General features: G+C 70.9%; 16 protein-coding genes and 1 pseudogene. 3 read left to right on the top strand and 14 right to left on the bottom strand.

Annotated elements, in window-relative coordinates:
- Positions 1-312: 312 nt before the first annotated feature.
- Positions 313-726 carry a hypothetical protein gene (locus LIV37_RS50720; protein WP_020874830.1) on the top strand — a complete coding sequence of 138 codons (414 nt, stop codon included), beginning with the start codon at positions 313-315 and terminating at the stop codon, positions 724-726.
- Between the two features lie 85 nt (positions 727-811).
- On the opposite strand, the pseudogene LIV37_RS50715 reads toward LIV37_RS50720, so the two are convergent.
- The 7 genes and pseudogenes from LIV37_RS50715 to lxmK form a co-directional block, all read right to left on the bottom strand.
- Positions 812-1150: pseudogene (locus LIV37_RS50715) on the bottom strand (thymidine phosphorylase); the annotation flags it as partial.
- A gap of 17 nt (positions 1151-1167) precedes the next feature.
- Positions 1168-1323, bottom strand: a complete 156-nt coding sequence (locus LIV37_RS50710; RefSeq protein ID WP_020874828.1) for an LxmA leader domain family RiPP — start codon at positions 1321-1323, stop codon at positions 1168-1170.
- A gap of 53 nt (positions 1324-1376) precedes the next feature.
- The gene (locus LIV37_RS50705; RefSeq protein WP_020874827.1) at positions 1377-2189 is read right to left on the bottom strand and encodes a class I SAM-dependent methyltransferase; all 813 of its coding nucleotides are present in this window, start codon (positions 2187-2189) and stop codon (positions 1377-1379) included.
- Positions 2190-2198: 9 nt separating this feature from the next.
- Positions 2199-3182, bottom strand: coding sequence for a hypothetical protein (locus tag LIV37_RS50700; RefSeq protein WP_020874826.1), 984 nt, complete (start codon positions 3180-3182; stop codon positions 2199-2201).
- Entirely contained in the window at positions 3179-3847 is a 669-nt protein-coding gene (locus LIV37_RS50695; RefSeq protein WP_020874825.1) for a flavoprotein, read from the bottom strand. The genes LIV37_RS50700 and LIV37_RS50695 overlap by 4 nt, the downstream gene beginning before the upstream one ends.
- Positions 3847-4854 (bottom strand): T3SS effector HopA1 family protein, encoded by a 1008-nt coding sequence (locus LIV37_RS50690; protein WP_121826404.1) that lies wholly within the window; start codon positions 4852-4854, stop codon positions 3847-3849. Before LIV37_RS50690 ends, LIV37_RS50695 begins: the two co-directional genes overlap by 1 nt.
- Positions 4851-5978: a class V lanthionine synthetase subunit LxmK gene (lxmK, locus tag LIV37_RS50685; protein WP_020874823.1), complete on the bottom strand. Its 1128-nt coding sequence runs from the start codon at positions 5976-5978 to the stop codon at positions 4851-4853. The genes LIV37_RS50690 and lxmK overlap by 4 nt, the downstream gene beginning before the upstream one ends.
- Before the next feature lie 78 nt (positions 5979-6056).
- Between lxmK and LIV37_RS52930 the strand changes: the two genes are divergently transcribed.
- Positions 6057-6227, top strand: a complete 171-nt coding sequence (locus LIV37_RS52930; protein ID WP_121826405.1) for a BTAD domain-containing putative transcriptional regulator — start codon at positions 6057-6059, stop codon at positions 6225-6227.
- A 23-nt stretch (positions 6228-6250) separates the two neighbouring features.
- Here LIV37_RS52930 and LIV37_RS50680 read toward each other — a convergent pair whose 3' ends face one another.
- From LIV37_RS50680 to LIV37_RS50655, 6 genes are all read right to left on the bottom strand, one after another.
- Positions 6251-7075 carry an SDR family NAD(P)-dependent oxidoreductase gene (locus LIV37_RS50680; protein WP_158634988.1) on the bottom strand — a complete coding sequence of 275 codons (825 nt, stop codon included), beginning with the start codon at positions 7073-7075 and terminating at the stop codon, positions 6251-6253.
- Between the two features lie 44 nt (positions 7076-7119).
- Positions 7120-8463: a M16 family metallopeptidase gene (locus LIV37_RS50675; RefSeq protein ID WP_020874821.1), complete on the bottom strand. Its 1344-nt coding sequence runs from the start codon at positions 8461-8463 to the stop codon at positions 7120-7122.
- Positions 8460-9770 (bottom strand): M16 family metallopeptidase, encoded by a 1311-nt coding sequence (locus tag LIV37_RS50670; RefSeq protein WP_020874820.1) that lies wholly within the window; start codon positions 9768-9770, stop codon positions 8460-8462. Before LIV37_RS50670 ends, LIV37_RS50675 begins: the two co-directional genes overlap by 4 nt.
- Positions 9771-9913: 143 nt before the next feature.
- Complete coding sequence (locus LIV37_RS50665; protein ID WP_020874819.1) at positions 9914-10057, bottom strand: LxmA leader domain family RiPP; 144 nt, start codon at positions 10055-10057, stop codon at positions 9914-9916.
- Between the two features lie 231 nt (positions 10058-10288).
- The gene (locus LIV37_RS50660; RefSeq protein ID WP_243146509.1) at positions 10289-11236 is read right to left on the bottom strand and encodes an LLM class flavin-dependent oxidoreductase; all 948 of its coding nucleotides are present in this window, start codon (positions 11234-11236) and stop codon (positions 10289-10291) included.
- Positions 11237-11283: 47 nt separating this feature from the next.
- A complete protein-coding gene (locus LIV37_RS50655) occupies positions 11284-11640 on the bottom strand; it encodes a nuclear transport factor 2 family protein (RefSeq protein ID WP_020874817.1) in 357 nt (118 codons plus the stop codon).
- Between the two features lie 638 nt (positions 11641-12278).
- Between LIV37_RS50655 and LIV37_RS50645 the strand changes: the two genes are divergently transcribed.
- Positions 12279-12644 (top strand): hypothetical protein, encoded by a 366-nt coding sequence (locus tag LIV37_RS50645; RefSeq protein ID WP_243146584.1) that lies wholly within the window; start codon positions 12279-12281, stop codon positions 12642-12644.
- 379 nt (positions 12645-13023) lie between these two features.
- On the opposite strand, the gene LIV37_RS52375 is transcribed toward LIV37_RS50645, so the two are convergent.
- A complete protein-coding gene (locus LIV37_RS52375; protein ID WP_020874815.1) occupies positions 13024-13155 on the bottom strand; it encodes a hypothetical protein in 132 nt (43 codons plus the stop codon).
- Positions 13156-13313: the final 158 nt, after the last annotated feature.

The raw sequence follows: 13313 nt of genomic DNA, 5'->3' as shown, positions 1-13313 counted from the left end.
ACCGGCCCGTGAGACTTCACGGAGAGAGGCGCCGTCTGCCCTTCTCGCGCGCACCCAACCAGTGATGCGGGCTGTACTCAACCGGCGCCGCTAGAACAAGGCGTCGGTCTGCGGCGGCTCCGCCTGCCCCGGCGATCCTCTCCCCCACCGAAGAAATCCGCCGCGGTAAACCCCGCACAAAAAACTTCCAATTCACATTGTTTGCAGCAGGTTGGCCGAATACCAGCCCCGACTCATTCCCCTTTCCCTGTTAATGTCGGCGACGCAATTCCTGACCCGATAATCAGTACTTGTGAACTCTCGGGAGAATCCATGAAGGGGACCAAGCGGGGCGCCGCGATCGTCGGCGCCCTCCTGCTCGGAGGACTCACCGTCGGCGCGGCCCCGGCCGGCGCATCGCAGGCGCCGCGCGCCGCGGCCGCCTATGACACCCACTGGCAGTTGGCCTACAACAATGAGGCCGATTGCAAGGCCGCTCTGCAAAATCATGTGGCGCAGGGCCACATCATCAAGCAGACCTGCCATCTCGACACGTTCCGGCAGTACATCTTCGCCTGGCAGGAGGCGGCCGGACGGGGCAATCACCTCCACACGCAAACCAACTACTCGATGGAAAGCTGTCTGGACAGCCAGCGCGGCTATGCCGAGGACCACGACATCGACAAGCCGTGTGCATACAACCCCGTCACCTTCAAGTTCGACTACGTCTGGTCCGAGCGGGGCTGACGAGGCGGCGGCGAAGCCGGTGTCCGGGAAGCCGAAGGCCCCCGCGGCGATGAGCGTCGCGGGGGCCCGGTGCACGCCCGGGAGGTCAGGCGATGCGGTCCAGAGCGATCGGGGTCGGGGTGAACTCCGTGCCCTCGGGGGCGATCTCGACGGCGCCGGCGAGGGCCTCGATCGCGTAGTCGAACCGCTCCGGGGTGTCCGTGGGCAGGGTCAGCAGCCGCTGGCCCGCCGCCACCGTGTCGCCGGGCTTGGCGCGGGGCTCGACGCCCGTGCCGGCCCGGACGGCGTCATCCTTGCGGGCGCGGCCCGCGCCCAGCCGCCAGGCGGCGACGCCCACCGCGTAAGCGTCCATCGCCGTGGGCACGCCGGTACCGGTGGTGGTGATCACGTGCCGGTCGCGGGCGACCGGGAGAGTGGCGCGGGGAGCACGTTTAGCGGCGATCAGCAGCCGTTGACGAGGGTGAGAATGGGCGTCATGCAGGTTCCGGTAATGCTGAGCGTCGGGGTGTAGGCCGGCGCTTCGTCCACCGCGGCGCCGAGCTCCGCCGCTGAGGTGTAGGCGGTGTATCCCGCCATGAGGTCTGCCGTGTGAGTCATTTCCTTGTTCCTTTCCGGTGTGGGAATCCGGCTGCCAGGTGTCGGCAGCCGAGTTACAGGGGGCGGACCGCGGTGCAGTCCGCTTCGCCTGGTCCGGCGGCGTCCTCGGGGCGCGTGCCGGCATCGCGTTCCCCGGCCCGTTCGTAGACGGAGATGTGGCCGGTGCTGGCCGAGGTGTAGGCTCCCCCGGCCCAGTCCCCCATCCGGCTGACCAGGCGCAGTCCCGCGAGTTCCGCCAGCAGGTCGATCTCGAACGGGAAGGCGTAGCGCAGCATGTGCCGTCGGGTCTGCGGCGGGCCGCCGTCGAGGATGGTGTGGACGCCCACCATGATCTGTTGGGAGCGGTCGATGACGAGGGTGTCCAGCATGATCGCCGTCTCGCCGAGGTAGCGGACGGACAGGTCGGGCCGGGACATGGTGTGGTAGAGCGCCGGGTCGAACGCCTGAAGGACGAACCTCCCGCCCGGGGCGAGCTGCTTCCTGGCGTTGCGCAGGCAGGTGATCTGCTGCTCCTTGGTCACTGCCGCGAATAACGTGTTCATCAGGAGCGTCACCACGTCGAACCGCTCTCCGGTGCCGGTCGCGGTGAAGTCTCCGAGTCGGCTGGTGACCAGGCCTTTGGGGTCGCGTTCGCGCAGCTTGGCGAGCATGGCCTCGGAGTCGTCGATGCCATGGACATGGAAGCCGTGCTCGGCCAGCGGCACCGCGACCCGCCCGGTGCCCACACCCAGTTCCAGCAGCCTGCCCGTCGGCGGGAGCAGCCCGGCCAGGTAGGCGACCGCCTGGTCGGTGTCCGCCTGGATCGGGTACATCTGGTCGTAGACGCTGGCGAGCTTCTGGTCGTAGTGCGCATGTGCGGGTGCCATCGGGTCTCCTCAGAGCGGTGGGTGAGCCGGGTGCTGCGGGACGGCGGCGGGCACGGCCGGCGCGCCCTCTGCGTCGAGGAGTGCGGCGATGACGTCGAGGTAGTCGGAGAGTTCCGCCGTCCATGCCACATAGGCGGCGTAGTCGTGGGCGTGGGTGAGAACCCGCAGCGCCGCAACCCGGCCCAGCGGCACCGGGTCGAGATGGTCGCCGCCGTAGCCGCGCAGCAGGTGCCGGGCGGCCTCCTCGCAGGCGGAAACGGACTGGTCGTCCCCGGTTCTGGCCAGGGCCAGCAGGCGCAACTCGGCCAGCTCGCCCAGCAGCCAGCCGACGTCGTACTCGGCGGGGCCGCGGGCGAGCTCCTCTCCTATGAGCAGGGCGCCGGGTCTGGCCCGAGCGCCGGGCACCAGGGACCCGGTGGTGGCGCCGCCGGCCAGGAACACCGCGTCCGGCGCGGGAGCGGCGAGGGCCCGGCACCAGTCCAGGGCCCGCCGCAGCCTCCGCTGCCCCAGCCGTTCGACGGTCGCGGCGTGCAGCCGGGGGGCGGTGCCGGGGCCCTCTCCCGTGCGCAGCCAGGACGCGAGCCTCTCGGTGCCGCACGGCGGGCCGGCCATCGCCGGGCGCGGGACCTCGGCGTGCAGTCGGCGCAGCAGCTCCCCGGCCCCGGCGAACAGGTGCCACAGCTGCTGTCGGCGCTCGCCGGACAAGGGCCCGAACGGCCCGGCGGCGCCGGAGAGCTCGGCGGCGACCGCATGAGCCTGCGGCGCGCGGTAGTCGCGGCGGTCGTCCACCGGGCGGCCGAGCACCGGCCGCACCGGTAGGGCCGGCAGTCCGTCGAGGGCGGAGCGCAGGGCCGATGGGGCGGGCGTGAACGGGGTCGGACGCAGCGGGCCCGGCGAGCGGGACCAGCGGTACCAGCCGTCCGTGTCGGACTCGATCCTGGTGAGCAGGAAGCCGGTGCCCAGCCGAACGCCCTCCCATCCGGCGCGGGTCATCGGGGGGCCTCCGCTGTCCCGGCGGCGCCGTCCGGCGCGGCGCGCAACCGTTCCAGGGCGGCCATCAGCTCACCCAGCGGAGCGGCGACCGCGGCGTCCGTCCGGCCGGTGGTGGTGCTCAGCCCCGGGACGGGAGGCACTATCGCCATGTTGGGCCGCTCGGCCAGCGCCGCCAAGTGCCGGCGGTAGGCCGGTGACGCCAGCCCGCCCGGGGGGAGGGACGGGGCCAGGGCGACGGGGACCGTCGCGCACTGGAGCGCGAGCAGCACCGGGGTGTCGGCCAGGCCCTGCGCCAGCCTGGCCAGGAAGTGCATGCTGGCGGGGTGGACGACGACGGCCTGCGCCCACTCGGTGAACTCCACGTGCGGGGCATGGACCACGGGGCCGTCTGGCCAGGCGTCGCGCAGTACCTCCTGGCGGGCGATCGGCGCCAGCGCGCCGGGGGTGACGAACCGTTCGGCGCTGCGAGTGAGCACCGTCCGCACGTCCAGCGAGGGGTAGCTCATCCGGAGCCAGTTGAGCCAGAACGGGGCGTGGGCGACGCTCAGGGCGCCGGTTCCGACGTACAGCAGCCGTTGGACACCGCAGGGGGGCGGGCGCAGGGCCGTCGGGGTGCACTGGTCGTCCGGCGCGGCAGCTCGGGGGCCGTGGTGGGCGCCGTGCATCAGGCCGCGCCCAGTTCGGGGATGTCGGGCGAGCCGGTGTTGCGGGCCGGCTGCCCGGGGTCGATGCCGGCGTCCGTGAGGGCCTTGGCGACCGCCCGCTCGCGGCTGAGCTCGCCCCGGACGCCGGAAGTCCGTGTCACGGCCGCCTCGGCCGCCAGTCCTTCCGCCACGGCCGACGCGCGATGTTCGCCGAAGCTCATGCCCGCCTGGCCCGGTCGGCGGTCCTCCGGCTCCCAGGCGATGCTGACGCCGGGGGCCAGTTGGTGGGTGAACGGCGAGGTGTCGGTGCCAACGCCGGGCAGGCCGGCGACGGCCGACGCCACCGTCGCCACCGCCCCCCAGGACTCCGGCGGCAGGTAGACCACCAGGGCATCGCGGCGGGGGAACAGGTCGGGGGCCGAGCTGACCTTGGCGCGGTAGACGGCGTGGGCGTCCTCCAGCACGGTCAGTACCGCGCCCCAGACCGCCGGGGCGGCGTGGACCTGCTGAATGTTGACGTAGACCCGCAGCACGGGGGTGGCGGCCCGTCGGCCGCGCGATCCGTCGGCGAGGAAGAAGCCGGGCGAGAGCCTGGGGCGCATGGCCGGCAGCCGGACGCTCAACAGTCCAGTGGTGATGGGGACTTCGGGCGCGCAGTGCTCCTGGGGCACGGCCACCTTGACCCCGTCGAGGAGCAGCACCAGCGGGTCGGCGCGGCCGGCGTCCGCGTCCGCGTCGGCGTCGGCGGGCGGCCCGGCGAGCACGGTCGTGGTGCGGTGCGGGGTGGCGGCGGCGATGAGCCGCTCGGTCGGGGGGTGGCGCAGCGTTCGGGGTGCCGGTCCGGGGCGCTCGGGCCGGCCGCTGTGCACGTGGTCGTACAGCAGCCTGGACAGTGCGCCGGCCAGCTTGCCGGGCTCGGGCACCTCCACGGTGCGGCCGCCGATGGCGGCGCGCAGGCCGTTGTCCGCGACATCGACCTGTTCGAGCAACGCGGCCAGCCGGGGGGCGAGGGGGACGGTTCCGGTCATGCTGCCTCCCGCAGTTCGAGGGCGCCGAGGCCCAGGGTCTCGATGTACCTCTCCGGAGCGAGCAGGATGGTGCGTCCGATGCCCATCGCGGCACGTGACACGGCAGGCAGGCGGGCGCCGTGCCCGGCCACGGCCATGGCGCGGTCGATGAGGTGCCAGCCGGCCATGGCGGCCGCCCGGGCGGTGAACCCGGGGTCGTGCTCCGGGGAGACCGACCGGTAGCCGACCCAGAAGGCGCTCACCCGGGGCCGGAGCCTGTTCAGCCTGTGTACGCCGCGCGCGATGATCTCCTGGTGGGTGAGCGCGCCGGTGAAGCGTTCGTCCGCCTCGCCGGGGGCCTCGCCCTCGGTGATCCAGGTGATGGCCTGGTGCAGCCACTCCCCGGCGAAGCTCCCCACATCCCGTGCGGGATCCGCCAGGCGGAACTCCTCTCCGTCGGTGAGGAACAGGCCGTCCCCGGTGCACAGGAACTGGTCCAGGCGCAGGTCGCAGTGGGTGGGGCAGACCGGCACCGCACGCTCGTGGTCCCGCAGCCGGGCCAGTGCCCCCGCCAGCTGCGGATCCTGGTGGATGATGCGCCAGAAGTCGAGTTCGGCGCCGGTGAGGGAGACAAACAGCTCCACCGGCAGGGCGGCGTTCAGCTCGACGTTGGGGAACTTGGGCAGGGAGCGGTCGAGCTGGGGTGCCATGGCCTCGACGGGAGCCGTGTGCAGCAGCGCGACCAGGCGTCCGGCCCGGTGGGCGAGCGTGTCGTCGAACGCGTCCGCCGCGGCCAGTTCGGCTCCGGAGCGTCCCTCGTTGAGATGCTCGAAGACCTCCAGACCGGTCGCGTCATCGGCCCCGAGCAGCCGCGGGGCGCGCAGCTCCGGCGCGTTGGCGCGTTCGACCAGAGCGTGGAAGGACCGGGAGCGGCGCAGGCGCGGAGCGATGTCCCGCGGTTGGCCGACCAGCCGCTTGGCGAAGACGGCGGAACCGGCCGAGGTGGTGCCGACCCAGTTGTCGTTGCGCCCTGGGTAGGCGGACACACCGTCGTCGGTCAGCTTCCCCAGACCCAGTCGGCTCAGCAATTCGTTGAGCTCAGGAAACTGGTCGACCGGCATGGGATCGACGTTCTTCCTCTCCATTCTGGCTCACATCCTTAGAGCAAGTCGTGTGGCGCTGCGGGTGTGACGTCATGAGGCGTTCAGCGAGCCGGGCACCCCGTGGTCGGGCCGGTCGCGGGAGCTCGTCGCGGTCGAGCGGCAGTCGGCCGAGATGGGACTCAAGAGGAGGCGCTCGATCACTGCCTGAAAGTCAGCCGGCGGCCGGCGGAGGAGCTGGGTCTCGCTCCAGGACCGCCATTGCGGCGCCTGCGGCAGGAGATCCGCACGTGACCGCGAGCGGGTGCGGGCCCGTCTCACGCGGGCCGTCCGGCCAGGATGCGCTCGGTGGCGTCCCGAAGGAGACGGCGCTTGGTGGGATGCGAGATGTCGGAGTGAGGTTCCGCCGGGGTCAGGCCGTGGTGGTAGGTGCCCGTCCCCGTCTCCGCCGCGGGGGCGCTGACCAGCCGGAGGACGGCCTGGGTTCCCTCCTCGATGGTGGACAGGGGCCGCAGTCCCGTTTCCAGCACCAACCGGGTCGGCATGAGATCGGCAGGATGCAGGCAGGTGACGGTGATCCCCGTTCCGGCGAGTTCCTCGGCGAGGTCGACGCTGAACGAGGCCAGCGCCAGCTTCGCCCGGCCGTAGGCGAGCCACCCGTCGTAGCCGCGGTCCATCGTCAGGTCACCGAGGTCGATGTCGGCCTGTGCCGCAGAGCCCACGTTCACCACGCGGGCCGCGACGGACCGCTCGAGGGCGGGCAGGAGCAGGCGGGTCAGCACGTAGGGCGCCAGGTAGTTCACCGCGAACCGCAGTTCGTGCCCGTCCCGGCTGAGCTCGCGGGCTGCTCCCGCGCTTCCAGGGCCGACGCCCGCGTTGTTGATCAGTACGTCGACCCGGGGCCACTCGGCCACCACGCGCCGGCCGAGATCGCGGACCTCCTCCAGCTCGGCTAAATCCGCCACGTAGGGGTGCGCCGTCGCGCCCCGCTCCTTCAGCTCGTGGCACAGGACGTGCAGCCGGTCCGGGTCGCGTCCGTGCAGCAGGAGCGTCGTGCCCGGCGCGGCCAGCCGTTCTGCGACGGCGCTCCCCAGCCCGCTCGTGGCGCCGGTGATGAGTACGGTGCGGTGGTCGGTGGTCATCGGGTTCTCCTTGCCGGTGAACGGGTGTGGGTTGCCGGCCGGTGTCATCGGGCGTTCCGCGTCAGGTGGGCCGGGGGTGCGGCGGGTGCTGCGACGACATCGTCGAGCTGCTCGAACCGCCGGACGCGCAGGCTCTCGATCCGTGCGAGCGGGCCGGCCAGCGCGTCAGCGTCGCCGACGACAACGGTGTCGAGCGCATCGGGAGCGAGGTAGGTTCTCGCAGCCGCGAGGACGTCCGCCCTGCTGACGGCCGCCAGGCGCCGCGGATACCCGCGGACCCACCCCGGATCGACGCCTTCGGCGATCAGGTTGACCAGAAACGTCGCGTAGGAGGACGGCGACACCCCCGCCAGCACGAACCGGCCCGCCAAGAGGCGTTTCGCCATGTCGAACTCCTCTTGCGTGACGTGCGACTCGGACAGGGCGACGAGCTCCCCGCGGGTCTCCGTCAGGGCATCCGCCGCGGAACCCTCGCTGACAGCGAGGCGCACCATCGTGGTCGGCGTGTCGACGAGTAACTCAACGGCCGAGCCCGCCAGATACGCGTAGCCCTTGCTCTCCCGCACGTTTCGGCTCAGCCGGGAGGCGACGCCGCCGCCGAACACGGTGTTGGCGATGTCGAAGGCCGGCCGCCGTTCATCATCCCGGCGCGGGGCCCGGCCGGCCATCAGCAGTTCGGCCTGGGCCGATCGTGGCCGGTGAACGAGTGCCAGCTCGTGGCCGACCGGAGGAACCAGGGACACGACCTCGTTCGGCTCCCCCGCTCCCCGCCACGCCGCGAAGACATGCTCGACCAGCGCCCTGGCCCGCGCCGGCCGGACGTCTCCGACGAGGACCAGCGTCGCCCCGCGCGGCACGATCCGGGAGCGGTGCAGTGCCCGGACCGCCGCGGGTTCGACGGCGGCCACCGCGTGTGGCGCGGGGATGTCACAGGGCGTCGCATGGGCGGGATGCCTCCGGCGCAGCACCGCGGCCAGCGCCGTCCAGCGGGCTTCGCCGCGCCCGATGCCGACCTGGGCGGCCAGCCGTTCACGGGCATGGCGAACCGCGGCGTCGGGGTAATGGGGTTCCGTCAGGCACGCCGCGATGCCGCGCAGCACCGTTTTGAGCGACGCTGCTGGGCTGTAGCCGAACACGCCCAGCCGGTCGACGTCCCGACCGGAGTCCAGGTCGGCGACCCGCCAGGCCGTGGACCGGGTCGCCGGCACCCCGTCGGTGGGCCGCAGGAGGACGTCGCTGAGCACCTGGGCGGTGGCGGCGTGCGCCTCGCCGACGCCCGCGCAGGGAATGCTCAGCCGGATCTCCACCAGGGGCACGGTGCGATCGGACACCACCACGAGTCGCAGCCGGTTCTCCAGGGTGGTGTCGAGAAGGGCGTCATCGTTCATCGCGTCAGTGCCGTCCTTGTCGCTGAGTGGCCCGCGGACGCAAGAGTGGCCTGGGCGGGGGCCAGGCGCAGCACCGCCCGGGTACTGGCCAGGAGTTCACCGGCCGCGCCGGCGATGGCGTCGGCCGGCACCGCACCGAGCCGTTCGGGCAGCTGGTCCACGAGGGCCGCCCGGCCGTACAGGAGTTGGCAGGCGCCCAGAGAACGCGTGTGAGCCAACAGGTCGGCGTTGCGCCGGCCGGCCCGGGCGGCGAGACGGCGGGTCGCCAGGTGCGCGAGGTCACGGGTAGTGCGCGCGTCGCTCAGGCCGGCCAGTTCCCGGTCCACCTCGCTGAGGAGGGCGTCGGGGTCGGTCTCCGGGTGGTGGGTGACGACCATGGCGAGGGTGTCGGGGGCGCGGGCGTCCAGCGGGCCGAACAGGCCGCAGCCGCCGGCGAGGCCGACGGCCAGGTTCCGGTCCCGGACCAGCCGCGTGTACAGCGGGGAGGAGCTGCCACCGGCGAGCGTCTCCCACAGCACCATATGGGCGAGGTAGGAGTCCAGGTCGGTGGCGGGGTCCGGTAGCCGGTAGCCGACGGCCAGCGCGGGCATCGGCGCGTGCGCGTCCACCTGACTTGCCTTCACCGTACGGGACGGCCGGGGCTCTTCCAGCGAGGGCCGCACGGGCCTGGGCCGCTTGGGCAGACCGCCGAAGGAGCGGTCGACGAGGGCGATGGCCTGGTCGGCGTCGAAGGCCCCGGCAATCGTGAGCACGGCGTTGGAGGGCACGTAGTGCGCGGAGTAGAACTCGGCGGCTTCGTCAACCGTCGCGGATTCGAGGTCGGAGAAGTCACCGTATCCGTTGTGCGCGTTGGGGTACGTGCGGTAGAGCAGGGCGGGCAGCGGGATCCAGGGGAATCCACCGTATGCTCGGTTGAGGATGTTGAGGCGGATTTCCTCCTTCACGACGGTTCGCTGGTTGTCGAGGTTCTCCTCGGTGATCAGCAGTGACGCCATCCGGTCGGCCTCCATCGCGAGGATGTGCGGCAAGCCGTCGCGTGGCAAAACCTGGTAGTAATCCGTGTAGTCCTGATGGGTCGATCCGTTGACGACACCGCCGAGCCCCTGCACATAGCGCCAGTGGTCCAGTTTGGGATACTGCGCGCTGCCCTGGAACATGAGGTGCTCGAAGAGGTGGGCGAACCCGCTGCGTCCCTCGGGTTCCGATCGGAATCCCACGTCGTAGTGAACGCTGACAGCCATGGCCGACGCGGCGGCACGCGGGGCGAGAAGGACCGTGAGGCCATTGTCGAGAATCAGTTGCTGCATTGCGTTCACCGATCACTTTCTCCGAGTGCGCCATCCGTTGCGGAAGGGGGCGGATGGGGGCGCGGCACGAGTCCGCGCCCCCATCCTCGGCGCCGGAGTCGTCAGCCCCGGCGCCTCAGTCGTTCTTCAGCGCCGACGTGGGGTCAGCAGCCCTGCTGGATGGTGAGAATGACGGTGGCCACGGACAGGGTGATCGTGGCCGGTGCCTCATCGGCCTGGGAGCTGGCCGCCAGCTTGTCGGCGTCGGTGTAGGTGCTGTAACCCTCGAAGAGCGTCTCGGTGTTCATGATTTTTCCTTTCGGTTGTCGATGCTCGGTCGGCGCATTTCGTTGAGCGCCTCACACCTATTTTTATAGGCGTATTACCGGCGAATTGCAAGCGCTTCGGAAGAGATTATATATAGTGCGAGAACCGGAATTCAGGGCATGCTGGAGTGGCCGAGCGAAAATAACTCGGCGCGCATTTCGGCGATTCCTGAGTGTATTTGAATACGGGAATTCGGGGATTTTTCCGCGTGCTCAGAAAAAGGCGTCCCCCAGCTCGGCGACAACCTCGTGGACGTCGGTGAGCGCGGCCTTGACGCCTTCCCGCATCATGACGCCTGCGGGTGAGAGCACGACCTCGTCCACTTCCGAGCGCAGGTATTCGGTGACCCGTGACGCGATCTCCCTGGCGGTGCCGACCACAAAGACGCCGGAGTCCACAAGCGCGGCGGCTCCGGCGGCCGGATCCGACGGGTCGGCGTCCACCCCCGCGCCACGCAACATAGCCGTGTAGTGCGGCATGCTCAGGTGGCCTCGATTGGCCGTCAGCACCAGATCGTACGGACGGCGCCCCGGGCGGTCCACGGCGAAGTGCACGATCGAGACGATGCGTGGGACGGCACGCCCCCGGCTGTGCGCTCCCGCCTTTATCGCGGGTGCCAGAACGTCCTGGACATGGGGCAAGGGAGTGAGCCAGGTGATGGCGACGTCGGCCGTCTCCCCAACCACGCGCGCCATACCGGCGCGCAACACCCCCGCCCCGACCTCGATCCGGGGATACTCCGAGGGCATGGGAGGGAGCATGCCCTCCAGATAGTGATACTCGCCGGCCTGCCTGACCCGTTCGCCGTTCACCAGGGCACGGACCATCGAGAGGTACTCCCGGGTCGCCGTCAGCGGGCTTGCGTATCGGGTGCCGCGCAGCAGGGCCACCATGTCCGCGCTACCGTAGCCGAACCCGGCGACCACGGACCGTCCGCTGAACAGCGCCAACGAGCGGGCTGCCATCGCCGCTTCGAGCGGATGCCGCAGTGGCATCACCGAGATCGCGGTGCCCACCGGTATGTGGAGCCCGCGGCCGGCGAGATACGAGAACAGTTGGTGGGGTTCGTAGGAGAGGCTCTGCCCCGTCCAGAGTCTGGCCAGACCGGTGTCGCGCACCAGCTCGGCGAAGTCGGCAAAGGGCTGCGGCTGCAGCGGCATGATGGGGAAAAACAGCGAAACCCGGCCGGGCCGCGGCGAACTCGCCATCAGTCCATCACCCGCTGCCCGAAGAACTGCACCTGGTCGATCAGCCCGTCCCGCACGCGGTAGAGCGCGAGGACGGACATCAGGGGGACGCCCGCGGCTCCCTCGATCCGCTCGTGGTCGGCGATCCACTCGGCCTGCCGGATCCGTGAGACGACCTTCGCCCGTACCGGGGCTTCGGAGAACTGCCGGGCATAGATCTCACGCAGGGCGACTTTTCCGGACGCGGCGAGCACTCCCTCGATCCGGAGCTCCGCAGATCCCGCGTAACAGTTCAGAAAGCCGTCCAGATCCTGCCGGTTGTATGCCTCCATCTGGCGCTCCACGACCTGTTCCGCCACCGCGGCGTCGTCACTCATGACCCACACTCCCTACGGCTCGTCCTGAGATCCGGCCGACTCACGAGGGCTGGCGGGCGAGCCGCGTCGGCCGGTGGCCGACTGGACGGACCCTCTGCGAAGTGAGTGACCGACGGACGCTGAACGAATGATGAGGAAACCTTGGACCGTCCGACGGGTGGCGCCGGACAGAGGGCGATCAGTGAAGCCCTCTCCACAGCGGCGGCACTTGGGAAGGCTCTTTTCACGTCGTGCCCGTAACTCGGACGCGCATCTTTCTCATGTTGCTCCGATCATTTGGCCGAGGGCCCGACCGTGCTGGCGGGCGGCTGACGCAGCTCGCGAAGGCCAGTGCCCAGCGGACCCCGGTCCGCCGAACCTGTTTCACGAGATGGCCGCCACCTTGCTCGACCGACCATGTCCAAACCTTGAGGAAAGCTTGAAACAGCTGGTCAGAGGCCACCGAAAACGTCGGGCGAGGCCACGTCGCGCACCGTGCCGCCGCTCCCCTGGCGTTCTTCGGCACGTAGAGGTCCGCGGCGACCTCGATGCCGTAGCGGTTCCAAGCTGCCGTTCGCCGGGCACCCCACCCTCGGCTCCGCGCGCGCCTGGCTGGACGGCGGCGGCACGCCACTCCACGCCGACCGGATCGTGCAGGAGTGCGCCGCCGGTCTGGTCACCTTGCGCCGTGGCGAGGGCACCCTGTCCTTCGCTCCGCACCGCCGCGGGTCCGCGACGGCGCGCTCGACGACGAGTATCTGGACCAGGTCGTGGCGGCGTTCGGCATCACGCGTGAGCGTGTCCTGGCCCACCAGTGGGTGGACAACGGTCCCGGCTGGGCCGTGGTCCAGTTGGCCGGCGCCGAGGAGGTCCTCGCCCTCGAACCGGACCTGTCCCTCAGTGCGCTGATGGACGTCGACCTGGCGGAGCTGAGGACCCGACTGCTCGAATCACGCAACCGGATCGCAGCGGCCGCAGGCATCCCGCTCGACGGCACCTGGCGTCCCCGGCCGGCATCGGCCTAAGCACACTCGCCTGCGAGAACGCTGCGTCCCGTCCGTGGCGCCGTGAGCATGCCCGTGTTGTCGAACAGTATCCCCGCGAAAATCAACGCGCCGACCCGACGGACCGGGCGCCCCCTGGAGATCGACCAGCAGCAGCTCGAAGAGATCCTGGCCGACTTCTGCTCGCGGCATGGCGCTGGTCCGGCGGGCGGTCACGAGACTGCGGGCTGGTGGCCACCCTGGGCAAGGGCCCGAGCCGCTGAAGGCTGCCAGTCCGCTGCCGGGCACGTAATCGAGGATCGTCTGGCGCGGGTCCCTCGGGAATCCCGAACTTTGGGGGGTTGACGCAGACGCTTGCCGGCTCCAGTGCCGCTGGCATTGTGAGGCGAGAGTGTCCCGATCACGGGATACACACGTGGTGGCTCGCTCCCAGCCGGGACATCACCGCCACCGCGGTCCCGCCCACCGCCTCACCCAGGACGGCCAGCCGCTGACCGGCTCCGACGTCCGCGCGGTCATCACCCACGCTCACACGGCCTGCCGCTCCACCTGGATCCGGCCGTCGCACACTTCCTGGAGATCCGCCGCACCGGAGGGCCCCCCACCCCCGCCGACTTCGACCACACCTTCCCCGCCCTCATCGCCCGCACCCTCTCAGACCTCACCGCCGACGAACGCCACGTCCTGCGC

The sequence above is a fragment of the Streptomyces rapamycinicus NRRL 5491 genome (assembly GCF_024298965.1).
In the GTDB taxonomy this organism is placed as follows: Bacteria; Actinomycetota; Actinomycetes; order Streptomycetales; family Streptomycetaceae; genus Streptomyces; species Streptomyces rapamycinicus.
This window is presented reverse-complemented; position numbering and strand designations above follow the sequence as displayed.